Source organism: Methanomassiliicoccales archaeon LGM-RCC1 (genome assembly GCA_030168575.1).
Lineage (GTDB): Archaea > Thermoplasmatota > Thermoplasmata > Methanomassiliicoccales > Methanomethylophilaceae > Methanoprimaticola.
In genome coordinates this window covers 1281754-1304264 of the sequence record CP115555.1, presented here as the reverse complement: position 1 = coordinate 1304264, position 22511 = coordinate 1281754, and the positions used below count along the sequence as shown (strand labels likewise).

24 protein-coding genes and 3 pseudogenes are annotated in these 22511 nt (G+C 53.8%); 7 read left to right on the top strand and 20 right to left on the bottom strand.

From position 1 onward, the window contains the following. Nucleotides 1-55 precede the first annotated feature (55 nt). Nucleotides 56-715 (top strand): hypothetical protein, encoded by a 660-nt coding sequence (locus PED39_06650; GenBank protein ID WII07264.1) that lies wholly within the window; start codon nucleotides 56-58, stop codon nucleotides 713-715. Here the strand turns inward: PED39_06650 and PED39_06645 are convergent. Further along, the gene (locus tag PED39_06645) at nucleotides 693-1229 is read right to left on the bottom strand and encodes a flavodoxin family protein (protein WII07263.1); all 537 of its coding nucleotides are present in this window, start codon (nucleotides 1227-1229) and stop codon (nucleotides 693-695) included. The genes PED39_06650 and PED39_06645 overlap by 23 nt on opposite strands. 83 nt (nucleotides 1230-1312) lie before the next feature. Between PED39_06645 and PED39_06640 the strand changes: the two genes are divergently transcribed. Together PED39_06640 and PED39_06635 are read left to right on the top strand one after the other, a co-directional pair. Continuing rightward, a complete protein-coding gene (locus PED39_06640; GenBank protein ID WII07262.1) occupies nucleotides 1313-2371 on the top strand; it encodes an NAD(P)-dependent glycerol-1-phosphate dehydrogenase in 1059 nt (352 codons plus the stop codon). Further along, nucleotides 2371-2799, top strand: coding sequence for a UPF0179 family protein (locus tag PED39_06635; GenBank protein WII07261.1), 429 nt, complete (start codon nucleotides 2371-2373; stop codon nucleotides 2797-2799). Before PED39_06640 ends, PED39_06635 begins: the two co-directional genes overlap by 1 nt. On the opposite strand, the gene purC is transcribed toward PED39_06635, so the two are convergent. From purC to PED39_06555, 16 genes and pseudogenes are all read right to left on the bottom strand, one after another. Continuing rightward, nucleotides 2800-3702 (bottom strand): phosphoribosylaminoimidazolesuccinocarboxamide synthase, encoded by a 903-nt coding sequence (gene purC, locus PED39_06630; protein ID WII07260.1) that lies wholly within the window; start codon nucleotides 3700-3702, stop codon nucleotides 2800-2802. Nucleotides 3703-3757: 55 nt separating this feature from the next. Continuing rightward, nucleotides 3758-4381 (bottom strand): annotated as a pseudogene (locus PED39_06625) (HesA/MoeB/ThiF family protein). Beyond that, a complete protein-coding gene (locus PED39_06620; GenBank protein ID WII07259.1) occupies nucleotides 4381-4914 on the bottom strand; it encodes a CinA family protein in 534 nt (177 codons plus the stop codon). The pseudogene PED39_06625 and the gene PED39_06620 overlap by 1 nt, the downstream one beginning before the upstream one ends. Next, nucleotides 4895-5440, bottom strand: a complete 546-nt coding sequence (locus tag PED39_06615; GenBank protein ID WII07258.1) for a nicotinamide-nucleotide adenylyltransferase — start codon at nucleotides 5438-5440, stop codon at nucleotides 4895-4897. The genes PED39_06620 and PED39_06615 overlap by 20 nt, the downstream gene beginning before the upstream one ends. After that, entirely contained in the window at nucleotides 5430-5819 is a 390-nt protein-coding gene (locus tag PED39_06610) for a transcriptional regulator (GenBank protein ID WII07257.1), read from the bottom strand. The genes PED39_06615 and PED39_06610 overlap by 11 nt, the downstream gene beginning before the upstream one ends. Before the next feature lie 102 nt (nucleotides 5820-5921). Beyond that, nucleotides 5922-6635, bottom strand: coding sequence for a 1-(5-phosphoribosyl)-5-[(5-phosphoribosylamino)methylideneamino] imidazole-4-carboxamide isomerase (locus PED39_06605; GenBank protein ID WII07256.1), 714 nt, complete (start codon nucleotides 6633-6635; stop codon nucleotides 5922-5924). Beyond that, nucleotides 6632-7234, bottom strand: a complete 603-nt coding sequence (gene hisH / locus PED39_06600) for an imidazole glycerol phosphate synthase subunit HisH (GenBank protein WII07255.1) — start codon at nucleotides 7232-7234, stop codon at nucleotides 6632-6634. Before hisH ends, PED39_06605 begins: the two co-directional genes overlap by 4 nt. Continuing rightward, nucleotides 7225-8274, bottom strand: a complete 1050-nt coding sequence (hisC, locus tag PED39_06595; protein ID WII07254.1) for a histidinol-phosphate transaminase — start codon at nucleotides 8272-8274, stop codon at nucleotides 7225-7227. The genes hisH and hisC overlap by 10 nt, the downstream gene beginning before the upstream one ends. Then, entirely contained in the window at nucleotides 8274-9137 is an 864-nt protein-coding gene (gene hisG, locus PED39_06590; protein ID WII07253.1) for an ATP phosphoribosyltransferase, read from the bottom strand. The genes hisC and hisG overlap by 1 nt, the downstream gene beginning before the upstream one ends. A gap of 55 nt (nucleotides 9138-9192) precedes the next feature. Then, nucleotides 9193-9516 carry an SMR family transporter gene (locus PED39_06585; GenBank protein ID WII07252.1) on the bottom strand — a complete coding sequence of 108 codons (324 nt, stop codon included), beginning with the start codon at nucleotides 9514-9516 and terminating at the stop codon, nucleotides 9193-9195. Continuing rightward, nucleotides 9513-9848 (bottom strand): SMR family transporter, encoded by a 336-nt coding sequence (locus tag PED39_06580; protein ID WII07251.1) that lies wholly within the window; start codon nucleotides 9846-9848, stop codon nucleotides 9513-9515. Before PED39_06580 ends, PED39_06585 begins: the two co-directional genes overlap by 4 nt. Before the next feature lie 38 nt (nucleotides 9849-9886). After that, nucleotides 9887-10696 carry a 3-methylornithyl-N6-L-lysine dehydrogenase PylD gene (gene pylD, locus PED39_06575; GenBank protein ID WII07250.1) on the bottom strand — a complete coding sequence of 270 codons (810 nt, stop codon included), beginning with the start codon at nucleotides 10694-10696 and terminating at the stop codon, nucleotides 9887-9889. After that, nucleotides 10696-11856 carry a 3-methylornithine--L-lysine ligase PylC gene (pylC, locus tag PED39_06570; GenBank protein WII07249.1) on the bottom strand — a complete coding sequence of 387 codons (1161 nt, stop codon included), beginning with the start codon at nucleotides 11854-11856 and terminating at the stop codon, nucleotides 10696-10698. Before pylC ends, pylD begins: the two co-directional genes overlap by 1 nt. After that, nucleotides 11856-12911 carry a methylornithine synthase PylB gene (gene pylB, locus PED39_06565; protein ID WII07248.1) on the bottom strand — a complete coding sequence of 352 codons (1056 nt, stop codon included), beginning with the start codon at nucleotides 12909-12911 and terminating at the stop codon, nucleotides 11856-11858. The genes pylC and pylB overlap by 1 nt, the downstream gene beginning before the upstream one ends. Nucleotides 12912-12916: 5 nt before the next feature. Continuing rightward, nucleotides 12917-13738 carry a pyrrolysine--tRNA(Pyl) ligase large subunit gene (gene pylSc, locus PED39_06560; GenBank protein WII07247.1) on the bottom strand — a complete coding sequence of 274 codons (822 nt, stop codon included), beginning with the start codon at nucleotides 13736-13738 and terminating at the stop codon, nucleotides 12917-12919. Nucleotides 13739-14043: 305 nt separating this feature from the next. Next, nucleotides 14044-15426: pseudogene (locus PED39_06555) on the bottom strand (monomethylamine:corrinoid methyltransferase). Between the two features lie 634 nt (nucleotides 15427-16060). Between PED39_06555 and PED39_06550 the strand changes: the two are divergent. The 3 genes and pseudogenes from PED39_06550 to PED39_06540 all read left to right on the top strand — a co-directional run bounded on the left by PED39_06550 (nucleotide 16061) and on the right by PED39_06540 (nucleotide 19975). Continuing rightward, nucleotides 16061-16699 (top strand): cobalamin-dependent protein, encoded by a 639-nt coding sequence (locus PED39_06550; GenBank protein ID WII07246.1) that lies wholly within the window; start codon nucleotides 16061-16063, stop codon nucleotides 16697-16699. Between the two features lie 34 nt (nucleotides 16700-16733). After that, nucleotides 16734-18173: pseudogene (locus tag PED39_06545) on the top strand (monomethylamine:corrinoid methyltransferase). Between the two features lie 170 nt (nucleotides 18174-18343). After that, the gene (locus PED39_06540; protein WII07245.1) at nucleotides 18344-19975 is read left to right on the top strand and encodes a methylamine methyltransferase corrinoid protein reductive activase; all 1632 of its coding nucleotides are present in this window, start codon (nucleotides 18344-18346) and stop codon (nucleotides 19973-19975) included. Nucleotides 19976-20032: 57 nt separating this feature from the next. On the opposite strand, the gene PED39_06535 is transcribed toward PED39_06540, so the two are convergent. Next, on the bottom strand, nucleotides 20033-20662 hold the full coding sequence (locus PED39_06535; protein WII07244.1) for a hypothetical protein: 630 nt from the start codon (nucleotides 20660-20662) through the stop codon (nucleotides 20033-20035). A gap of 227 nt (nucleotides 20663-20889) precedes the next feature. Between PED39_06535 and PED39_06530 the strand changes: the two genes are divergently transcribed. Then, on the top strand, nucleotides 20890-21237 hold the full coding sequence (locus tag PED39_06530; GenBank protein ID WII07243.1) for a hypothetical protein: 348 nt from the start codon (nucleotides 20890-20892) through the stop codon (nucleotides 21235-21237). A 36-nt stretch (nucleotides 21238-21273) separates the two neighbouring features. Here the strand turns inward: PED39_06530 and PED39_06525 are convergent, their stop codons facing one another. Both PED39_06525 and PED39_06520 read right to left on the bottom strand, forming a co-directional pair. Next, on the bottom strand, nucleotides 21274-21435 hold the full coding sequence (locus tag PED39_06525; GenBank protein WII07242.1) for a 4Fe-4S binding protein: 162 nt from the start codon (nucleotides 21433-21435) through the stop codon (nucleotides 21274-21276). Between the two features lie 173 nt (nucleotides 21436-21608). Continuing rightward, nucleotides 21609-22475 (bottom strand): pyridoxamine 5'-phosphate oxidase family protein, encoded by an 867-nt coding sequence (locus tag PED39_06520; GenBank protein ID WII07241.1) that lies wholly within the window; start codon nucleotides 22473-22475, stop codon nucleotides 21609-21611. Between the last annotated feature and the right edge of the window lie 36 nt (nucleotides 22476-22511).

Sequence of the window (22511 nt, the reverse complement as noted above, 5' to 3'; positions counted from 1 at the left end):
AATCGACTGCTGCCGTTATTATAGTTCGCTCCCGCATGGCTGAATTGAAGCGAAGATGATTGTTTATAGAGCGATCATCATCCAGACCTTCATGGAAATCCCCGCTCTGTTCACATTCTACGAGGATAAGGAGATCAGGATAACCGACGGTTACTTCTCCTCCGCCTCGCCCAGGAGAGGGGACAGGGTGAAACCCATCACCTACTTTACATCCGCTCAGGATACTGGTGTCAAGCCTCCGGTTGTCATAATCGACTGCAATAGCTTCGAGGTACGCGAATTCTCAGAGAAGGTGATGAAGCATCTCGTGATCAAGGGCACCCCGATTTGGTTCATGACCTACATCGAGACGGTTGAGGATGTGTTCGATGCTTTCAACAAGGATGCCGAATTCGTCTTCGCACCGTACCATTTCGTTGCATCGGATTACGAGCTGAAGGACATCTGCGACGTCTCCGATTCGGTTATCCCCACGGTGTTCATCCATAAGGGCAAAGCCGTGCTTCCCGGAGGGAAGAAAGGTGATGTGGTGAAGGTGCTCGAGAAGCTGGTCGGATTAGGGTTCTACAAGAACTGCGTATTGGATACCGACCGTAGCCTGGATGCCTACACATGGTCAGTGATCGCAGAGGACTATCCTTCGACGATCCCGTTCATCGATTCAGCGAACGGCCCGGAAGGATTCGAGAACTTCATATCTCCATATCTTCTGTGATCCTCAGGAAGGATTCGACCTTCTCCTGCAGATCTTCCACACCCTTATCTGTGTGGGGGATCCCCAGATTTCCTAGCAGCTCCATGCCCATGGTTATGCAGAATGCACGGACGATCTTCTCTGTGATCGAAAAATCCGGATTCTCGCTACCGCCGCACATCATCAGAAGACAGTATTCCGGATGGGGCAGGGACTTGTTGCTCCAATAGGGCTGGAAGCGGTCCATTACGGTCTTCAATATGGACGATGGTCCGCTGAAATGGATAGGTGTCGCGAGAATCAGGAGATCCGCGGAAGACACCGACGAATATATCCTGGCCATATCGTCTTGGATTATGCATTCCCCGGAACTGCAGCTGTCGCAATCGCGGCAGTGGCCGATGTCCATCTCCGAAGGAAGCAGCATGTCCACATCGAAACCCTTCCCCTTCAGGAATCTGGAAGCATGGAAGCACATGGAATGCGTGGTCCCTGACCTGTCTGCTGTACCGCAGATTATAGACACTCTGGCCATAGTATTGCATCATCTTCTCCGATATTAAGGGCTGGCATAGCATTTTATGATTAGTGGGCATTTCCTGAAACATAGGTGGATCGATGGAAAAGGACTTCTTGAAGGCCAAGATGGTGGAGTTCCCACGCAATGTGATAGCAGGGCATGACGTGCTGAGCAGCGTCAGGGACATCTGCGTCAACATCCACTCGGGGACCACAGGGACCATCATTACCGGAGAGAACACCGATATCGCCGCCGGGAAAGCTGTGAGAAGCTATCTGGACGGATACGACATCGACACCTGCATAACTGGAAACGCCACCGCTGAGAACATCGAATCTACCAAGGATCAGATCCTTGAGCACGGTTCGACATTCATCCTTGCGGTTGGAGGCGGAAGCAAGATCGACATCGCGAAGATCCTGTCGCTCCAGCTCAACATCCCGTTCCTCAGCATACCGACTTCTGCTGCCCACGACGGAATAGCGTCAAACAGGGCATCGATCAAATCCGAGAAGGGCTCCAAATCCATAGCTGGAGCATCCCCTATGGGGGTCATCGCCGACACCTCCATCATTTCTAAGGCATCGTACCGCTCACTCGCATCGGGATGTGCGGACGTGCTGTCCAACTTCAGTTCATTACGCGACTGGAAGCTTGCGTACAACCTAAAGGATGAGTCCTTCAGCAGATCCGCATACTCCTTCGCAATGTTCTCCGCCGAGTCCATGATGGATGCCGCGGATTACATCAGGCCTCACCTGGAAGAGAGCGTCTGGCTGGCGATCAAGCCCATCATCGTATCGGGGATTTCAATGTGCATAGCAGGAAGTTCCAGGCCCACCAGCGGTTCCGAGCACATGATCTCCCACACGATCGACATGATGTATCCCGGAAGGGCGATGCACGGTGAGCAGTGCGGAGTCGCTTCCATAATCACCACATATCTCCAGAAGGGAGACTGGGAAGAGCTCAAGCATGCCCTTGTGAAGATCGGAGCGCCAACAAAGGCATCAGAACTGAACCTCTCGGATGAGGAGTTCATAGATGCCGTGTGCAATGCCCACAAGATACGCAAGGACAGGTTCACCATCCTTGGTGATAAGGGTGTTCCCCGTGATGTCGTCGAGGACGTGTGCATAAGAACGGGGGTCATCTGATGGCCCAGATCACTCTGATCGGCAAGGATCATGCCACCGTGGATTCCGAATTCTACTATCTCGGACCCATGGAGGAATGCGCAGAATGCAAGTTCAACAAGGTCTGTTTCAACCTAGAGGAGGGCGCCAGATACAAGGTCGTCTCCATCAGGCTCCAGGAGCATGAATGCCACGAATTCGACGGCGATTCGGTTACCGCGGTTGAAGTGGAGAAGGTATGCACCCCGGCTACAGTCAGCAAGAGGCAGGCGATGGAGGGCAGCAAGATCACGTACAAGGGATCCGAATGCAAGAACCTGTCATGCGAGAACTATGCGCTCTGCCATCCGATAGGTAAGGTCCCGGGGACGAAGTACGTCGTCCAGAAGGTGAACGGCGACCTCGACTGTCCCCTGGGAGAGAAATTGGTTTTGGTCAATCTTTTCTGATCAGAACTTCTCGCCGGTGATCCTCTCGAACATGTCGACGTAGAGCTTGCTCACGCGGTCGACGATCTCCTGAGGAAGAGCGGGGATGTCCGGTTCGGGCTCGCCTTTCGCACGTGCGTCATAGAGAGCCTTGTGGTAACCGGTCTCGCGGTAGTACTGGCGGACGAACTCCTTGGAGAGCTGCACGATGTTACCCTTGGCGTACTCGTCTGCGTCCCACCAGCGGTCCTCGTCCAATGTTCCGAATGTGTCTATGACCATCAGCTTCCTGTTCTTGTCGAAGGCGAACTCCTTCTTTCCGTCGCAGTGGATGAGTCCCCTCTTGGAGCACTCCCTGTCGATGATAGCATCGATCTTGAGGACGGTCCTCTTGATCTCCTCGAACTCCTCATCAGAGAGTCCGGCCATCTTCTTGGCCTCCTCATCCGTGAGGTTCTCGTCGTGGGCCTCCAGCTTCGTTGTGCACTCGATGAAGGGTTTGGGGAGCTTCTCTCCCTCCTTCACTACGTGTCCTGCGGGGAATCCGAGATCGGTCTCCTTGACCTTTCCATCCTTGATCCTGTCCATGAGGGATCCTGCTGCATAGTACCTGCAGATGACCTCGAGGGGGATCAGGTAGTTGGTCGTGGAACCGTTGATCTTGCTGTAATCCCTGATGATGTCGACCCTCTTGACCCTCATCCTGTCGGGGGAGGGCTCGCTGATGTAATGGTTGTTGATGCCTTCCTTCGTCAGGAGTGTGAACCAGTACTTCGCGGTCCTGCAGAGTGTCTCACCCTTGTGGGGGACCTGCGAGGGGATGATCTTGTCGAAAACGGAGATGTTGTTGGTGTATGCGAACTCCAACGTGTCATCGTCCACTTTGTACACTTCTTTGACCTTTCCGGTCATAATGTGCTGCATGTCCTGATGTATCTAGAAGCTAATAGATAATCGTGCGCTTCAGCGTGCGCGATGATCAGGAATTCTCATTGAAATCGACGACATCTGTGGACCAGTCTGTCATGTCGATGGTTATCAGCTTGCCCTCGTTATCGGTTCCCAGTCCCGAGATGATCTTCAGGACTTCCAACGCCTCCATAGAAGCTATTGCGGAAACAGCCGCTCCAACAGATGGAACGGTTCCCTCCTGATCCTTCATGGTGCCTATCATATCGCGAAGGCTCTTGGTCTTCCCGGGGATGCATACGGCGATCTGCCCTGTCAATCCGCTTACACCTCCGTGAACGAGAGGTACATTCATCTTCTATGCCAGATCGGATAGGACCATCCTTGATTCGAAGGAATCAAGACAATCGACCAGTATGTCGCATCCCTCGAAGAGGTTGCCGTTGATCTCCGTCAAAGGCTCCGAATTGGCCTGTATCTCCGCTCCCGGGTTCAATGCGAGGATCCACTCGGCTGAGATCACGGATTTGGGCCTGAAGTCTCCGGCGCTGTAGATGAACTGACGGTTGAGATTGGTGACATCCGGCGTCTGGTGGTCGCACAGGACGAAGTGTGTGACGCCTGCGGCGGTGAGCTGCGTTATGACATTGACTCCCAGCCCTCCGCATCCGACGATACCTACGACAGCGGACATTATCTTCTGCTGTCCCTCTTCTCCGAATATCGGTAACTGTCTCTCGAATCTCGTAGTCTTCCCTCCGCCAATTCGGTGAGCAATCTGATGGCTTCCATGGCAGTCTGCTCCCTTACGGATTGTCTGTCCCCTTTGAAAAGGTTCCTGGTCACGATGGTCCTGGGGCCGTCTGCGACCGCGATATAGACAAGACCGACGGGTTTTGTTTCGGTGGCTCCTCCGGGACCAGCTATCCCCGTGACTGCCACGGCGACATCGCTTCCGTAAGCCTCTATCGATCCAAGGGCCATCTCCCTCGCCGTCTCCTCGCTGACCGCCCCATGCTGGAGCAGCGTTTCATGGGATACCTTCAGAAGGGCTTCCTTTGACTCGTTGGAATATGTGACTGCGCTGCCCAGGAAAACATCGGATGCTCCGGGTAGATCCGTTATGAGGGAACCTATCATCCCTCCGGTGCATGATTCCGCAGCGGACATCCTCAGACCCTTGGATCTGAGCACATCCAATAGTGACTCAACCTCGGAGCGGGGCATCGTTACCGCCACGGCTGATCTGCTTTATCCTGTTCACGCCGTCGATGTCGTCGATGATCTTCGCCACGGGCTCGGGGACGAGCGAGCGCCATTCCTCATCGCAGATGATCCTGCGCCTGATCTCGGTACCCGAGAAGACCTCCCTGTTGTACAGAGGGGATTCGCGTACCTCATAACCTGATTCCACGAAGAGACGCCTGGTGAGAGGGTTGTTGGAGTACACCCTTCTGAATGGGGGCACCAATGAGGTAACATGGGCGACCCATACAGGGTACCTGTTGATATCCTCGATGGGGACTATGCTGTAGTTCTCTATTCCCTCGTCCCTAAGCGTCTTGTTGATCATCATGTACCTCTCACCGGCGGTGAAAGGGTTCTCGGGTGTGTGCGAATACTGCGCGCTTCCGATACCGATGGTCAGATGCTCGGATTCCTCCGCGCACTTGCGGATAACGTCCATGTGACCCTTGTGCAGGGGCTGGAAACGGCCTACCACAAGGGAGTAGTTGTCATAATTACGCTTCATTGTTGTCACAGTTGATTATCATATGGCGTGGACAATCGAACTTGGCAATATCTTCCGGAGAGTAGCCGTCGTTGACATAGAGTGCCTTCAGCAGTCCGCTCTCCTTCACGAAGTTACAGACCTGACAGAGTGCCTCGACCAGATTCCCGTCGGCGGCGATGCCGTTGGCGAGCCCCTCGATCAGCTTGTAGAAATCATCCCTGTATGCGCTCTTGTCGATGATGCTGTTCTGTCCGCGGATCCCTTTGAGATACTGGGAGACTGCGGCACTGGTGACTCCGAAGATCTTCGCCACCTGGACCTGTGTCATACCGTGATTGATAACAAGCTCTTTGGCAAGAGCTCCTTTCGCTGTTGGTAGTACGTAAGTCACTATCATTTCACACGGTACTTTCACGGGGTTTTCAACTCCAGACTGTTCGATGTTGTCCAACATTAAAATGGTTTTGGGAAAGTAAGCTAATTTATACGAATTTCGTAGTCAAACATGCCATGGGTTACTCCATTCCCAAGGCTTGATAACTTCCGTATACATCGCAAGACCTACGACAGCGCCCTCCGCTCCAGCTTCCGAGAGGATCCTAGCATCATCAATGGAAGTGACTCCTCCTGATGCTATCACCTTGGCGGGACATCTCTTGATGAAGTCCTCCGCCTGCTGTCTGTCGATGCCTTTCCTCTGCCCTTCGACGTCTACATTGGTGTTGAGGACGGCTGCCAAGGGAACATCGCGGATCCTTTCGAACATGTCCTCGATGGTGATCTGTGCGGATTCCTGCCATCCCTTGATGGCGATCCTTCCGGCCTTGGTGTCCATTGAGAGGACGATCTTACCGGGGTGACGGTCCGCCATCTCGATAAGCCATTCCGGTTCCTTTACCGCCTTGGTGCCGACGATTATCCTATCGACTCCTGCGGAGACCAGATCATCGATGGTGGCCGCATCCCTGATACCTCCGCCGATCTCCGTGGGGACACCGAGCTCTGCGGTTATCTTCTTGAAGACCTCGAGGTTGTTCGGATTGCCGAATGCCGCATCGAGATCCACCAGATGGAGGTAGTCGGCTCCCTTGTCGATCCACATCTGTGCGACCTTGAGAGGGTCGGGCATTACTATCTGCTGGCTTCCGGGCTTTCCGCCTACCAGCTGGACCACCTGATGGTCCATGACATCGACTGCGGGGATTATCCTCATAGGTTCTCCTCCGCGAATGAGATGAAATTCTGCAGCACCTTCCTGCCTGATGAGCTGCTCTTCTCGGGATGGAACTGCGTCCCGTATGTGTTGAACTTCCTGAAGAACGACGGGAACGTCTTCCCCTCGTATTCGGTGGTACCCAGAGTTATGTCCTCTTTGGGATTGCCGAAGTAGGAGTGGACGAAGTAGTAGTTGTTGTCAGGCGTGCCATTCAGCAATGGATCGTCCGACACGACCTGGTTCCATCCCATGTGGGGTATGGTCTCGCGGTCCAGCTTCTCAACCCTGCCCTTGTAGAGTCCGAGTCCAGGGGATTTGCCCTCCTCGCTGCCCTCGAACAGTATCTGCATTCCGATGCATATTCCGAGTGCGGGCATGCCTCCCCTCAGCATGTCGCATATCTGGTCCCTGTACGGAAGGAGCTTCTCCATGGTCTTGTCGAATGCCCCCACTCCGGGGAACACAATGCATTCGGCGTCCATGAGGTCCTTGATGTCCTCGACCACGGTGACCTTTGCACCGCAGTTCTCGAGGGACCTGCGAATGGAGTAGAGGTTCCCAACTCCGTAATCTGTGATGTGGATGCTCAGCGGCATTTGGAGATCACCTCTTCGGCTTTCTCCAAGAGCAGTCTGTTGTCCTCCTCGGTACCCACGGTGGTCCTGATGCAGTTCTCGGTCCTGCGCTTGGCTCCGAAGTCCCTAATGAGGACACCGCGCTCCTTCAGACCGTCCACGAGGACCTTGTGGTCTATAGGGGACCTTGCGAGTATGAAATTGGAATCGGAAGGGAACGTCTCGAATCCGAGCTTCCTCAGACCGGCATCGAGCTTGGGCCTCTGCTCCCTGACCATCTGGACACTCCTCCTGACGAAATCCTGGTCCTTCACTGCCGCTATGGCTGCGCCTTCGCTGACCATGTTGAGCGAATAGGGGATCTTGACGCATATCATCATGTCCGCCAGCTTCTTGTTGGTAGCGGCGTATCCTACGCGCAGGGCCGCCATGGCGTATGCCTTGGAGAACGTCCTGAGGACGATGAGGTTGTCGAACTCCTCCACCCTGTTGATGAAGGGATCGTCGGAGTACTCGGCATAGGCCTCGTCCACGACGACGATGCCGTTGAATCTGGAGAGGATCTCCTCGATGTCCTTCTTCCTGAAGCAGTTCCCGGTGGGATTGTTTGGCGAGGGCATGATTGCGACCTTCGCATCCTGCTTGACCATGGCATCGACGTCCAGCTGGAAGTCGTCAGTGAGATCGACCTCGATCGCCCTTCCGCCGTTGAGCTTGACGAAGTAGTCATAGAGCGTGTATGACGGAACGGGGACGACGGAATTGTCGCCCATGTTGGTGAATGTCTTGAACACCACATCCAGGAGCTCGTCGGAACCGTTCCCTGCGATGATGTTGTCCGTATCTAGCCCGTAAAGCTCTGCCAGAGCTCCTCTGAGCCCGTCGGAGTAGGTGTTGGGGTATCCGTTGAGGTCCCATGTGTGCTCCTTCAGGTACTTCTCCGCCGCAGGGTTGGAACCGAGAACGTTAGTGTTGGTATCCAATCTGAGCTCGCCGTTGAGCTTGGGATTGTAGTACTTGACGAAATCCCTGGTGGTCTCCCTCATCACCTGTCTGTCCATCAGTTCACCAGCCTCTCGATGGGCGTGGTGAGGATGCCTTTGGCTCCTAGCCTCTTGAGCTCGGCGATGGTGGAGAAGACATCCTTTCCGTCTATGACGGCGTGTACTGCGAGGTAGTCCTTGTTGCCTGCGATCTCAAGGACCGTAGGTCCTCCTATGCCGGGGATGATCTTCTCGATCGCGCTGAGCTTGTCCTTGGGGATATCGGCCATGAGATACTTCTTGTTCTCGGCCAGTATGACGCTCTGAAGCGAATCCACGACATCCTGGATGGCCTGTCCGTTCTTGGCCATCGCCTTGTCCGAGGACAGCACGACTGCTTGTGACTCGATGATGGATCCGACCTCCCTGAGCCTGTTGGTCTTCAGAGTGGATCCGGTGGAGACGAGATCCGTTATCAGATCCGAGACTCCCATGTAGGGCATGATCTCGCATGCTCCGGTGACGGTGATGATCTCGACCTTCTTTCCGAGATCGTCGAAATACTTCTTGGTGAGGTTGGGGAAGGATGTGGCTACCCTGCTCCCGTCCTTGATCTGTGATGCATCCGTGATTCCTGATGCCTCGGGGACAGCGACTGCGAGGTGACAGTATCCGAACTGAAGGTCGAGCATCTTCTTCAGATCCTTTCCGGACTCTGCGGTCTCATCGATTCCCGTGATTCCCATGTCTATGGCGCCTTCGGCAATGAAGACGGGGACGTCCTGGGCCCTGATGAATATGACCTCGATATCCTGATTCTTGGCCTTGATGTAGAGTCTCCTGCCGATGTCCTCTCCGAGGTCGATTCCCGCCCTGGTGAGAAGCTCAACAGTCCTCTCGTTCAATCTGCCCTTGTTCGGAACTCCTAGTTTGAGTGTCATTTCTGTCCTCGTCTCGCCATTAAATATATAATATTTAAAGCACAGGGGACGGACATCATTCTGAGACCAGGTTCAGTCCTATGACTCCAGCTATAAGGACGCCCAGGAAAAAGAATCCCATGAGGTTAGGTACGTCGCCCATGATGATGCTGACGATGACAGCTCCGATGGCACCAATACCGACCCACACGGAATAGGACTGTCCCGATGGCAGCCCGCCGTCCAGCGCCTTGTACAGGAATATCACGCTGATGGGCAGAATGAGTATGGTGACTATGGTCCAAAAGGGATCCGTGAAGACGTTAGAGAAGCTCATCGTGGTGGCCCAGAGGGTCTCGAATATCCCGCCTATGAATATGTAGAGCCAAAGCTTGTTCATCCTATCACCGACGACAATTCCAAACCGACCACGCCTATGATGATCATGGTCACGAGTATGATCTTGATGCGGTCAAGCCTCTCCTTGAAGAGGACGAACCCGGATATGACTGCGAACACAGAACCGAGTCCCGTCCAAAGGGAGTATGCGATCCCCACTGAGAATCCCTCTCCCATCGCGAAAGCGAGACATGACGGGCTGGCGTACATCATTGCGATTGTGAAGAGCAACCAGAATTTGGAGTGCTTCTCGCTGTACTTCTTGAGCCCTATGACCCAAAGAGGTTCTAGCACACCTCCCAATATGACCCAAGCCAGCCCGATCAGTTCCATAGAATCTACCGATGACCCCGTATGATGGTCTGTTCATATCACTTTTTAATCGAGAACATGGCGCTGTTTACGGCCATCATGGCGGTTCCTATCTCAAGGGGATCGTGGATGATCGCTTTGGCCTTCTTCCTGCTCTCCTCATCGAAGTAGTGGGGCACTCCCGGAGTGGAGATGACTGCTCCCTCCTGGATGAGCCTTCCGGGGAAGATTGCGGGGGCTGCATTGAGGATGTACTTGTGAGCTGCCAGAGCCGCTTCCACATCCTCCAATGCCTTTACTCCGAACCTCTGCTCAAGGGCTTTGGCCTTCTCGAACTTGATATCCGTGACGGATACGTTAGCACCCCATCCTTTGAGAATCTGGACTGCTTCCGTGCCGACAAGTCCCGCTCCGATGACGAGGACGTCCTTGCCCTGGACACCGTCAGCGGCATTCTTCAGAGCAACGGCGTAACCCATGGCGGTTCCCCAGGAATTGTTGGTGCTCCTGGCCTCATGGACGTTGTATGCGACGAACATGGCATCGTCGGCCATCATGATCATGTCGACCTTGTCCAGGATCCCCTGCTGGAATCCGTTCACATCCGTGCCTGCGGTGACATAGCTGTCCATGCCCAGGCGCTTGACGATGGCGTCGACCGATTTCGAGAATCCGCTGATTACACCCATTCCTGACGTGATGGGAACGACTGCGACCCTGACCTTGGAGAAATCCACATCGTGATCCACTCCGGCACCCTCCAGCGCCAGCTGCTTCACGGTCTTTCCGCACATCTTCATCAGCCTGGAATCCAGGTCCAGCTTGTCATCGGGTACGCCTTCAATCAGATCGGGTGTTAGCCTTGTCATCAGATCATCTCCGGGGTTCCGTCGAGGAACCTCTCAATAGAACATTCGTCAAGGATCCTCTGGATGCAGGCATCGCATTTCTGGTCTACCTCCTGCTCCGTCCTTCCTTTGACGATGAGGGTGGCATGCCACTCCTCCTTACCGTTTTCATAATCGGAAATGGTGTTGTCAGCACCGAACAGTCCCTTCTCGAACCTCGGTTTCACCACATGTCCGAACTCCTTCTCTCCGCTCGACCTCAGGACACCGTCCTTGAGGTACACGTGACGGTAGATTGAGCATCCTTCCTCGGCCTTCCTGTCCTTGGGCTTGCCAAGGGCGGTGGTGGTCAGCTCCTCCAAGAGATTGACTCCTGTAGCCGCCTCGATGGCCGCGGGGGTCTGGCTGGGGATACGGGCATCGATCTCCAGCACACGGAGTCCTTTGGGTGTGAGGATGGCTTCCACATCCATGAGTGCATTGAGCTTTATCGCTTCAGCAACATCCTTTCCGATATCCGCGAACTTCCTGCAGTCCTCATCGGACATTATGTTGGGGTTGCAGCGGACCATCTTGCAGTCATAGTTGGAATCGAGGCAGACCTCGGTGGTGACGTATGATTTTGCGGTCTCACCGTTGCCGATCACCTCGATTGAGACGCTCTTGCCGTGGACGAACTCCTGGATGACCGGTTCGTCTCCCAGGCCCCTGACGATCTGCAGACCGTTCTCGAGGTCGTGCTCGTTATGGGCTACCGTGACACCGATGCTTCCGCTCTGGGATGCTGGTTTCACAATAGCAGGATAGCCGCAGTACGGCCAGGGTTCCGGAAGAGGTACTCCAACCGACGCCATGATGTTGTTCGATTTGTTCTTCGAACTCGAGATGTTGTATGATGCTAGGTCGAACAGAAGAGGAGCATCCATGCGTCCTTTGATCGAGTCCAGCGTTGTCAGGAGATCCATCTCCTCGCATGCGGGAATCACCGCATCGCATCCTTTGAAGACCTCCAACGCAGCTTCCGCATCCTTGGTGGGGTCTAAGACTATCGGTTCGTCGCACAATGACATTGCCGGGGCGGATGCCTTCCTATCCAGGACGACGGTCTCGTAACCGGCGGCCTTGGCCAGTAGAACCGCTTCCATGCCCTGAAGGGCCCCGCCGACTATTGCGATCCTCATCAGGCCACTCTCTTCGGGCGGTGTGCGTTCAGGAATGATTGGTATTCCGCAGATGATGCGTGGTGGTGGCCCATGTCCTCGAGAAGCTCGAACACGTGCTCGACGGAACGGTTTCCGTTCTCGATGTCCAGCTCGTGCTGCGCCACACCAGCGAGATGCTTGCTCGGAGGAACTATGGACGTGACCACGTTGGCTCCGGCGTTGATCCTTGTCTTTAGACCTGCGATGCCTTCAACGTCGAGGCTGCAGGGGATGAGATTGTCCTGGTTCAGGAGCCTCATGATGGCGATGGCCTTCAGCTCCTCGGTGGAATCGTAGGGCGTGAAATCCTGCATGGGCGTTCCCACCTGGGGGACGAACGTCATGGCGCGGACCTGACCGCATCCCAGGGAGCTCATCTCTGCGATGGTCTCCGCACGGTCCCTGACGTTCTCTCCGAGTCCGATCATCATACCGTCCTCGGCCAGCAGTCCTGCCTCCATGGCCCAGATCTTCTGGTTCCTGCGGTCGTCGAAGCTCTGGTTGAGCCTCAGTGATTTGAAAAGCTGCCTGTTGTAGGTCTCCTGGTAGCATGCGTACCAGTCAGCCCCGGCGTCGCGCACCTTCGCGAACATCTCCTGAGGCAGGGCTCCGGGGGAGGCCATGATGTTGATGCCGACCTCGTCGTGCACAGCGGAGATTATCTCAAGGAGGTTCTTGTAACCGTCCTTGTACATCTGGGGGTCCTCGCCCATGGTGAGATCAGAGAGGTTGATACCTGCATCCTTCAGGCTTGCCGACAGCTCCACGATCTCCTCCTTGGTCTTGCGGTATCTGTCGATGCCGTTGTTGGTGGTCCTGTAATAGCAGAAAGTGCAGTTGTTCTTGCAGTAGGTGGAGAAGTAGACGAAACCGTATGTGAAGATCTTCCTGCCGAAGTGCTTGTCCCTTACCCTGCGTGCAGCTGAGAACAGGCAGTCCAGTTCGTCCTTGTCCGATACGGACATCAGCTGGAAGATCTCGCCTACAGATAGCTTTCCTTCCTTCTCTCCCTTTGCGACGATGTCCGCTATCATGAATATCAATCCAATTTGTAACCGTTCAGGTACGTGATGCTCTTGCCGGTCTTCCTGGCGTTGCTCCTTCCTGTCTTCATCATGAGGAGCCTCTCCAGACCGAAACCGATTCCTGCCCAAGGCTCATGGACGTCATGCGCGGGGTCGAGCTTGTGGGGTCCGATGGCCCCGGATGCGACCTCCGTGCCGTTGATCTCAACGTCTAGTGTCTCTACGTAGACGTCGGATTCCTCGCGGCAGGTGGTGTACTCGAGTCCGACAGCGTCCATGATGTCGCCGATGTACATCTTCAGATGCTCCATTGCATCTCCGTCCGGTCCCATCTCCACCAGGTTCAGCATCGTGAACTCCTCGAGGTGGGTGGAGCTCTTGGACTCCTTCCTGAAGCATGATCCGATCTCGAATATCTTCACGGGGCCTTTTGTGTGGTCCCTGAGCTCCCTCATGACCTTGTAGAGGTTCATGGCGTGCATGGGCCTAAGAGCTCTCTTGTCATCTATCCAGAAGACCTGCTTGTACAGCGGGTGGTCCTCGGTGATGGTCATCTTTGCCAATGCGGCCTTGGAAACGAAAATGGGGGTGTGCACCTCGATGAAACCCCTGGCCTTGATCTTCTCCCTGATCCTGTTCTCCAGATCGGTAAGGTCATTGCGGGGGTTGGCGATGATGTCCTTCAGACCCTTGTCGTTTGCCGACTTCATCTTGGAGAACTGACTGGAGAACTCCTTGTCCCTCGCTGCGGCGTCATCGAACTCCGCGTCGGACCAATCGACGTCTCCATATTCCATCAGATGCTGGATCTGAGAATCAGTGAACTTTACACCCATGATATCTACCGTAATGATGGCGAAAGGCCGGGGGGTCGAACCCCGCTTACAGGTTTTAGAGACCCGTTTGCTCGCCGGAGCGCCCTCCAACGGATGATGAGAGTTTATTTTTGTATATAAGTTTTCCGCAAAAATTGGCGTTTATTTATATACATCAAATTCAGAGTATAGACTAGCCGCATCATTCATAATGTAATCTGCATAGGGTCGATTGAACCCCTGAGACCGATCTGAAAGCAGCCCGTCTACGCCTACATAAGTGGTCGTAATAGTTTACAAGTATAAAACAAGGGACTTGTAGCGGATCAGAAGTCGATACCGCAGTTGGAAAGGACGTTCAAGGCACCGTCATAGATCGAGACGTACTCCTCGGTAGGCTGGATGTCGTCGGTGTCGTAGCATTCCTGGAATTTCTTCCCCGCTGGAGCCTCAGCATAGGTCTTCTCGTAGGTTGATACTATCCTGTCCAGAACGATGTTGACATCCTCGATGGACATGCCGCAAGCGGCCATCGATGCCTCGCCCATCATCCTGGATTCCATACCGGTGACCTTGTCCATCTGAACACCTTTGGCTGAGGCCACACCGGACAACAGCTCCCTTCCTGATGCCGTGTCGCACATGGCCTGGGCCGCGGTCTCCAGCAGATTCATCTCAGTGCATGGTCCGGCCATCGCATAGTACTGGTTCGCCAGCAGTAGATCTGTGTTTGTATTCAACGCCATGGCGGTGTGGGCCGCCACCTGCAGGGACTGCCTGTTGGTTGTGGTACCCCATCTGATGTGGATCGGCCCTCCGAGATGGATGTCCCCGTTGAGCAGGGCGGAAGTAGCAATGGTAGTGGCGACATCGCAGATTGCGGTCTCCTCTATTCCTCCGGCATATCCGCCCACGATCGGCATCTGCTCGATCAGGATATTGTCTCCTGAAAGATGCCAACCAGCGACCATGTTCAGAAGGTTCATGTCGACCTTTATCTCGTTGAGCTGTGAAGCCTCATGGAGATCCGAATGCCTCATTCCAATCTGATCGTGGAGATTTGCAACGATGCGTCCTTGGACGGTCAGAGGAGTCTGCGGGCCCTATACACCCATATCCGGTCTTCCCGCATTGATCAGCGCATCCTTCACATATGATAGCTCCACGACCGTGGCCCTGATCTCCCAAGGAGAGTTCTTGACGGAAGGGTGTCCCTTGACAGTCTCCAGTACACCGGACACGATGGTGTCCACAGTGGGTTCCTGAGCGTATGATTCGATCAGAGTGGTGTAGATGCTCTCAGAAACGGGAGCTCCTGTGGGGCCTCCTTCGATTATGGGCTTCGCCATGCTGTTCCCTCTGCGGGGCGTGCATTCCACCTGATCCTTCCCGCTGCCGATGTTGAGCTTCTTCGGAGCCATCTTGAGACCTTCGTAGATCTCGTCCTCGGTGATCTTCATGCGGGTTCCGGTATCCCTATTGTAGATTCCGGTTGAGATGAGCATATCTATCCCGGCGACGAACAGGCGGTCCACCATGTCCTGGTCCTCTGGGAGGATCTTGTCTCCGAAATTGATGTTGTAGCGTTTCTTCATCAAAGCGGCGGTGTTGGGAACGATGTAGTAATCCCAATCCTTCTCGGAAATCTTATCTCCGGACACGAAGCGGTTGTAGGCTTCGAAAACATCAACATACCTACGTGCCGTCATCCTATCCAACTCCGCTTGTGAAAGGGGTGTATAAACCCTCGCTACCGATTGTTGAAATCGGATTTCATATTATTAATAATAAGCCTAAAATCGATATAAAATTGGTTCGGCTCTGATTTATCATATTAATAGATAGCTATAGGCCAGCATATTATTATTTATTATTAATTATCAGAAAGTGAAGAAACTATATGCTAGGAGATCAGACGAGGAGCATGATTCTTGGAACGCCTCGAAAAACCTGTAGGAAAAAATGTCCACCCTTGGATGTATCCTACCTTTTTGCTGCGATCCCTGAGATAATGATGAGTAATCAACATTTTTTACAGCCAGACATCTGAAAAATCGGTATTTGAACGTCTTTTTCAGAATAAAGAATAGGATAATTTGTCCGCTAACTCCAAATTTTTTACAATTTCTATATAAATTTTTGTCAGTTGGATGTATCATTCAACACTAAGTTTAAATATGATAAAATCAGAATTTTCAAAAATTAGAAACCTTTAAATAAAGAACTTTTTAACATGGATAAATTAACAAAAAGTATTATATACTGACCATTTGCTAGTTATTTTCAGACAACAGAAAACTGTTGCGGCGTCTATAGACGCAACAAAATAAGGAGGAATAAAAAATGGCAAATGAGGAAATTCTGGCGGATCTTAAGACATCCGTCGAGACTTGGAACATCAAACTTGCACAGGAAGCTACCCAGAAGGCAATCGACGCAAAGATGGAAATCGGAACCATCATCGGAGAGGGCCTCGGAAAGGGAATGGAGACCATCGGAGTCAGGTTCGACAAGGCAGAGATCTACCTACCCCAGGTCGTTGCAGCATCCAAGACAATGGAGGCAGCACTCAACATCCTCAAGCCTCTCATGGAGAGCGGAGAGGGCAACCTGAAGGGAACCGTCGTCATGGGAACCGTCGAGGGAGACATCCACGAGATCGGAAAGAACGTCTGCTGTGCAATGCTCAGGGGAGCAGGATACAATGTTATCGACCTCGGACCTGACGCATCCGCAATGGACTTCATGGACGCTGCTGAGGAGAACAACGCATCCGTCTGCGGTGGATCTGCACTCATGACCACCACCCTTGAATCCCAGAGAGAACTGGTAGAAACCATTAAAGAGATGGAAGCCCCCTATAAAGCCATATTCGGTGGAGCACCCTGCTCGAAAGAGTGGTGCGACGAAATCGGAGCAGACGGTTACTCTGAGACTGCAAACGAGATCATCGGACTCGTCGACCAGCTCACTGGAAACTGATTTGGAAAACAAACCCCAATAATAGGTGAATAAAATGGCAGCAACAAGGTTCTTGACCGTTACTGACGTGTACGAGAGATTCCTCAAGGGAAAGAAGGTCCCTGAGGCAGACTGGGATTACAAGATCATCCCTGAGACAGCGACAGCAATGAAGGAGAAGTACAAGCTCAACTTCGGCGACAAGTTCGTCCCCGAGGACAACGAGACAAAGAACAACCTGTTCCAGGCTGGTCTCGAGATGCTCGTCACATGCGGATTCTACTGCCAGGACCTCGGCCGTGTAATGAAGTTCACGGAAGAGGAGATCTGGGAGGGAATCAAGAGGGCACCCAAAAAGCTGATCCTTGGAGAGGGAAGGGACATCGCAAGGTTCTACCCCAGACACGGAAACGCACCCATCAAGCCCGTCATTCAGGGAGGACCTACCGGATCACCCGTCTCTGAGGACGTATTCATTCAGATCATGCAGTCCTACGCCCAGGAGGGAATCGTCGACGACCTCGTTAACGGAGTTATGACTACCGTCGAGGGCAAGCCCGCAAAGTCCAAGACCCCCTACGAGGTCCGCGCGACAATGCAGGAGCTCAGGATGACCAAAGAGGCAAGGACCAGGGCCCAGAGGCCCGGACTCGGTGTCTAGGGACCCGAGACTCCTCTGTCCGAGGCAGCAAGGCTTGTCGCAGACTGCCCCAACGCCGGACACAGGATCACCGATGCCCACGAGTGCTCTCAGCTCAACGAGCTGAAGATGGATATGACCGGACTGAACATGCTCGCTGGCTGGACAATCTCCGGAGACACCATCATGATCGAGCAGATGCCCATCTTCGGTGGATACTGCGGACAGCTCGAGGAGACCGCAATCTGTGATGTCGCTACGACACTCGCATCCTTCGGACTCTTCTCCGGTAACTTCCACCTTGACGGACCTATCCACATCAGGTGGGGAACCACCATGGCTAAGGAGACCCTCGCAGTCGCAGGACACGCTTGCGCAGCAGTCGACAACAACACCGACCTGCTCCTCGCTAACCAGTACTACCCCGTTGCAGGACCCTGCACCGAGATGGGACTGATCGAGACCGCAGCCCAGGCAATCTGTGACACCGCTTCCGGAAGAGAGCTCCTCTCCGGATCCGCAGTCGCAAAGGGAGTCGTACAGGACAAGATCACCGGAATGGAAGCCCGTGTAATGGGAGAGGCAGCCGCACAGACCGCAGGAATGAAGATCCCTGAGGTCAACGACCTGCTCAAGAAGTTCGTCCAGTGGTACGAGCCTCAGTACACCAGCGCCGACCTTGGAAAGACCTTCCAGGAGTGTTACGACGTCAAGACCGTCAGGCCCACCAAGGAGTACCTCGAGGTCTACGACGCAGCTCTCGCCCGCATGGCCAGCTGGGGATTCGAGATCACTCCCTACAACACCGGTGTCATGTACGGCGGTTACGACGACCCCAAGAACTACAGATACTGAAACAAACTTTAACTGCCGGTGCCCCGCAAGGGGCGCTGGCCCACTTCTTCCTTTTCTATTTACTTGACACACTGGCCACACTTGTGTGAGTAGAGTTTTTCCTTCCTATCGTTCTGTTTATATGTAGCCAATCGGTTACCAGTCCCGGTTACAACCCCCAGAGGGATAAAATGAGATATGGAATTGCATTGGACTTGGGTACAAGCGGATTCCGTTGTCAGGCAGTGGAGCTCGACTCCAAGAAGACTGTCGCGACCGCGATCACGGAACGCCACCCTATCCCCGGTATGAATGTCATCGATCACGTCAACTATGCTATCGAGGTAGGAGAAGACCTTGCGAACGGATTGATGGTCACCGCCGTCAACAACCTGTTCAAGGAGCTTGCAATCGATCTGTCCAAGGTCGAGACCGTCGCTGTTTGCGGTAACCCCTTCCAGCTGTCGCTCTTCCAGAACATCGAGATCAGGGACCTCGCCTACGCCGGAAAGAACAAGATCGAGGCTCTCGGAATCGTCTCACCCGACAGGGGCGGAGCGATCATCGATGCGTCCTCCATCGGACTCATCGGTATGCCCAACGCCAAAGTCATCATACCTCCCGCGGTCACACACGAGATCGGTGCTGATGCAATGGCCATGATGATGATGACTGACGTCCTCGAGGTCAACGAGCCTTGTCTGGTCGTCGACTACGGAACGAACGCCGAGATGGCTCTGGTCGTCAACGGAAACATCTACACAGGATCCGCCGCTGCAGGACCTGCCCTCGAGGGACAGCAGATCGAGAGGGGAATGCTCGCAGCACCCGGGGCACTCAGCGAGGTCATTATCACAGACAAGGGATGGAGATGCATCGTCCTCGACGACACCATCGCACCCCAGGAGGGAGACCTCATCGATCCCAAGACCGGAAAGGTCCTCGAAGAGGGACCCATGCACGGCAAGGCCGTCGGAATCACCGGAACAGGAGTCATCGCTGCTCTCGCCAACGGAATGAAGACAGGACTCATCCAGAGCTCCAAGATCATGACCGAGGACGGATTCCTCACACTCCAGGACGGAATCAAGATCAGCTCGGCAGATGTGGAGGAAGCCGGTAAGGCCATCGGAGCCCTGCGTTGCGGATTCCTCACTCTGATGGATGCCGCCGGACTGTGGGTAGACGATGTGAAGAAGGCATACATGTCCGGAGCATCTGGACTTTATGTGGATCCCATCAAGGCCATGGAGGTCGGAATGGTAACGCCTGGTGCTACCGACATCACTCAGTTCGGAAACACCTCCATCGGAATGGCCAGGAAGATCATCTTCGGAGAGATCACCATGGATGAGCTGAAGGCATTCGCCAAGAAGCTCCTGGCGCAGCACGTCATGTTCGCTACTTCGGACATCTTCAAGAACATCTACTCCATCGAGTACTCCTTCTGGTGCGGAGGAATGCCCTTCAGCGAGTACAACAACATGCTCGGAATGTACGGCATCAAGCCGTTGCCCAAGCTCCCCGATCCAGAGACTGTCGCCCACAGGCGCCTCGCAGTCAGGGATCTGCCCGACACCGAGGACTGCAAGGTCCACATCATCACTGCAGGAACCGTTACCACCGGTAAACTGGACGGATGCATAGACTGCCACAAGTGCATGAAGGAGTGTCCCGAGAAGGCACTCACCATTGTCACCAAGAACGGCGAGCAGTGGGCAGAGGTCAAAACGGACAAGTGCGGTGGAACCGCTTGCAGGAGATGTGAGAGGGTCTGCCCCAAGACCTGTCTGAACACCCTCAAACTCAGGCCTGTAGCCTGATTTTAATCATGGCCCCCTTCCGGGGGCCTTTAATTTTTACAAAAATAGAATTGACGATCAGTCGTTCTGATCGTAATCGTCACGGTTGCGGATTCCGAGACGGGCCATCATCTGCGCGAGCATATCCTTCATCTCGTAGACGTCGCTCCTGACCATCGCGATCTGCGACTTCATGGAAGCGATGTCCTGCTCGTTCTTCATGACCTTGTCCTGGAATTCCTTACTGACACCGGATGCGGTGGCGGAACGTGCACCCTCGGCCTTCAGGGCCTTGATCTTGTTGATGGTGTTGTCACGCCTGAACTGAAGCTTGTTCTTCTCCTCTGTCAGCCTGGAGAGCTCGCCCGCATCATCGTTCATGTCTGCCTCGACGATCTTCTCCTCCATCACCTTGAGGGATTCCGTCATGGACTTCACCATGTCGTTCAGCTCGTCGATGTCGTCCGTGTCCGGGACCTCGTAGCCCTCATAGGCCTTCGCTGCCTCGGCGTTCCTTGCGTTGGTCTCGTCGATGACAAGCTTCCTGTAATCCCTTCCTACAGGCTCGAAGGAGACACCGATGGGGTAGACGCTTGCGTTGAGATTCCTGCTGGCGAGCGGAAGCTCTAGTCCTGCCTCGATGTACGAATCCTCGATCTCCTTTTTGCGGTCAAGGTACTGCCTGATGGTTCTATCGATCTCTTCCACACAGGACTTGTCCGCATCGGAAAGCTCGCCTTTCGCTAAGATGCCGTCCTTCTAGGCTGCAAGATGGTCGGCCTGCTTCCCAAGGAAACGGATCTCCCTTTCGTACTTGCTCGATGTCATTTCCTTTCCTCTGGACTCAGTATAGTATACATCTATATATAGAAGTCCTACCTCATTCTTTTCTTCGAACCGCCATCGTTAATATGTCTGGATTGTGATTTGTGTGCATGGATGAGCTCTGCTCCAAGAGTGCCTATGACGATTCCGATCTCCAGCTGAAGGTGGAGACTTTTCTGAAGGACAGGAGCATCGATGCCGTTACGGGGATCAGACGCATGGGCAGAGAGAATCTCGTAGACTTCGTCGCCGAGATGGCGAACGATCTAGGAATCGGGTGCTCGGTATATCCCGACACCTCTGGCAAGGATGCCGTCATATTCTACAGCTGGGAGACCATGAAGGATCCTGCTGAATCGCTTCTCAGAGAAAGACCTGGATTGGATGTGCTGCACGGACAGGACCTATGCCATCAGGTGCCTGCAGTAGTCAGATACAATAAGAAAAAGAGGGATTGAAAGGGTTTGACGTGTAATGGATTACACGTAACGATTTCACTCGATAGCGCCTGAGGGGCACTCGTCGATGCATGCTCCGCAGTCGGTGCAAACACTGGCGTCGATGACTGCGACGTCACCGATGGTGATAGCGCCTGAGGGGCAAGCATCTGCACATGCTCCGCATGAGACACACTCTGATTCAATGATTTTGGGCATTTGAGTAACCTCTGAGCAACTGAACAGTTGGACCGTATTTAAAATGATTGATGATTTGAACGTATGATCATAGATTTTTAGTGAATCCTAACATTTTTTCACTGGCTATATTTAAAAATACTCGTCAGAAGTCCAAAGTGAAGGTGTTGAAGAGGGGTTGTCCCCCTCTGTTTTCAGAAGATCTTGATCTTCTGGTTGCTGACGTTGACTACCTCTGCGCTTCCGCCCTCGAGGGTGAAGAATCCGAAGGACCATCCCATGTCGAAGTACATCTGCGCCAGCTCGGGCATGACTGCCTTCAGCATCGGCAGGAGCCTGGGGTCATCGGAGAACACGGCCTTTCCATCCCAGCGGAGGAAGTCCATTCCTACTGATGCGAGGATCTCGCATTTGGGGTTGGCCTTCAGCTGCTTGTAGACGTCCTTGAAGGTTCCGACACCGAAGTAGATCTTGTCGTCGAGGTTCAGCTTGAGCCCCAAGATCCTCATCCTAGGCTGGTCTCCGTCCGTTGTGGCGAGGGTGAATACCTGGGCCTTGGTCAGGAATGCATCGATGTACTCCATGGGGGTGACGTCGATTGTGAGGGGGAGGGCCAGCTGTGCGATCCACTCCTTCTCCTTCTGAGTGACCTCTCCGTCGATGGCGCATACCAGGAGACAGAGCATGATGATGTCGTCCTTGGTCTTCTCCGATACCAGGCCGATGACGTCGACCATGGTGTCGATGATTTCCTTGTATGCATCCGGAGAGTCCAGGCCCATGTTCTTGAAGATCGAGACTCCCTCCTGGTAGGTGGTGTCCTCCTCGGTGATCATGTCGAAGATGGGCTTCAAGAGCTCGAATTCCTCCTCGGAGAGCTTTCCATCGGCCGCCACGGTGGCCAGGATGAACTGGAGGTAGGACTCCAAGGCATCTCCGCCATCGAGTGTGATCTTCGCCATTTCGTTGATGACTTCCACGGAGAGCTCGTTGAAGATCTCTGTGAAAGTCTCGGTATCCATAGCTTCCAACTGCTTGCAAAGTGTATCGAAATCGCTCATGATATCTGCATGGCGAATGATTACGTCAGTTCTTAA

Excerpts from the sequence above, each read along its gene's own strand:
- hisG (WII07253.1), bottom strand. The coding sequence starts at position 9,137 with ATGACACTCAAACTAGGAGTTCCGAACAAGGGCAGATTGAACGAGAGG.
- pylB (WII07248.1), bottom strand. The coding sequence starts at position 12,911 with ATGATAGCGGACATCGTCGCAAAGGGAGAGAAGGAAGGAAAGCTATCT.
- PED39_06610 (WII07257.1), bottom strand. The coding sequence starts at position 5,819 with ATGATAGTGACTTACGTACTACCAACAGCGAAAGGAGCTCTTGCCAAA.
- PED39_06645 (WII07263.1), bottom strand. The coding sequence starts at position 1,229 with ATGGCCAGAGTGTCTATAATCTGCGGTACAGCAGACAGGTCAGGGACC.
- pylSc (WII07247.1), bottom strand. The coding sequence starts at position 13,738 with ATGGGTGTAAAGTTCACTGATTCTCAGATCCAGCATCTGATGGAATAT.
- PED39_06605 (WII07256.1), bottom strand. The coding sequence starts at position 6,635 with ATGAGGATAATCCCCGCAGTCGATGTCATGGACCATCAGGTGGTCCAG.
- pylD (WII07250.1), bottom strand. The coding sequence starts at position 10,696 with ATGACAAGGCTAACACCCGATCTGATTGAAGGCGTACCCGATGACAAG.
- PED39_06525 (WII07242.1), bottom strand. The coding sequence starts at position 21,435 with ATGCCCAAAATCATTGAATCAGAGTGTGTCTCATGCGGAGCATGTGCA.
- PED39_06615 (WII07258.1), bottom strand. The coding sequence starts at position 5,440 with ATGAAGCGTAATTATGACAACTACTCCCTTGTGGTAGGCCGTTTCCAG.
- PED39_06620 (WII07259.1), bottom strand. The coding sequence starts at position 4,914 with ATGCCCCGCTCCGAGGTTGAGTCACTATTGGATGTGCTCAGATCCAAG.
- pylC (WII07249.1), bottom strand. The coding sequence starts at position 11,856 with ATGAGGATCGCAATAGTCGGCGGGGCCCTTCAGGGCATGGAAGCGGTT.
- PED39_06640 (WII07262.1), top strand. The coding sequence starts at position 1,313 with ATGGAAAAGGACTTCTTGAAGGCCAAGATGGTGGAGTTCCCACGCAAT.
- PED39_06650 (WII07264.1), top strand. The coding sequence starts at position 56 with ATGATTGTTTATAGAGCGATCATCATCCAGACCTTCATGGAAATCCCC.
- hisC (WII07254.1), bottom strand. The coding sequence starts at position 8,274 with ATGGACAGACAGGTGATGAGGGAGACCACCAGGGATTTCGTCAAGTAC.
- PED39_06530 (WII07243.1), top strand. The coding sequence starts at position 20,890 with ATGGATGAGCTCTGCTCCAAGAGTGCCTATGACGATTCCGATCTCCAG.
- PED39_06550 (WII07246.1), top strand. The coding sequence starts at position 16,061 with ATGGCAAATGAGGAAATTCTGGCGGATCTTAAGACATCCGTCGAGACT.
- PED39_06635 (WII07261.1), top strand. The coding sequence starts at position 2,371 with ATGGCCCAGATCACTCTGATCGGCAAGGATCATGCCACCGTGGATTCC.
- PED39_06585 (WII07252.1), bottom strand. The coding sequence starts at position 9,516 with ATGAACAAGCTTTGGCTCTACATATTCATAGGCGGGATATTCGAGACC.
- hisH (WII07255.1), bottom strand. The coding sequence starts at position 7,234 with ATGCCGCTGAGCATCCACATCACAGATTACGGAGTTGGGAACCTCTAC.
- purC (WII07260.1), bottom strand. The coding sequence starts at position 3,702 with ATGCAGCACATTATGACCGGAAAGGTCAAAGAAGTGTACAAAGTGGAC.
- PED39_06540 (WII07245.1), top strand. The coding sequence starts at position 18,344 with ATGAGATATGGAATTGCATTGGACTTGGGTACAAGCGGATTCCGTTGT.
- PED39_06520 (WII07241.1), bottom strand. The coding sequence starts at position 22,475 with ATGAGCGATTTCGATACACTTTGCAAGCAGTTGGAAGCTATGGATACC.
- PED39_06580 (WII07251.1), bottom strand. The coding sequence starts at position 9,848 with ATGGAACTGATCGGGCTGGCTTGGGTCATATTGGGAGGTGTGCTAGAA.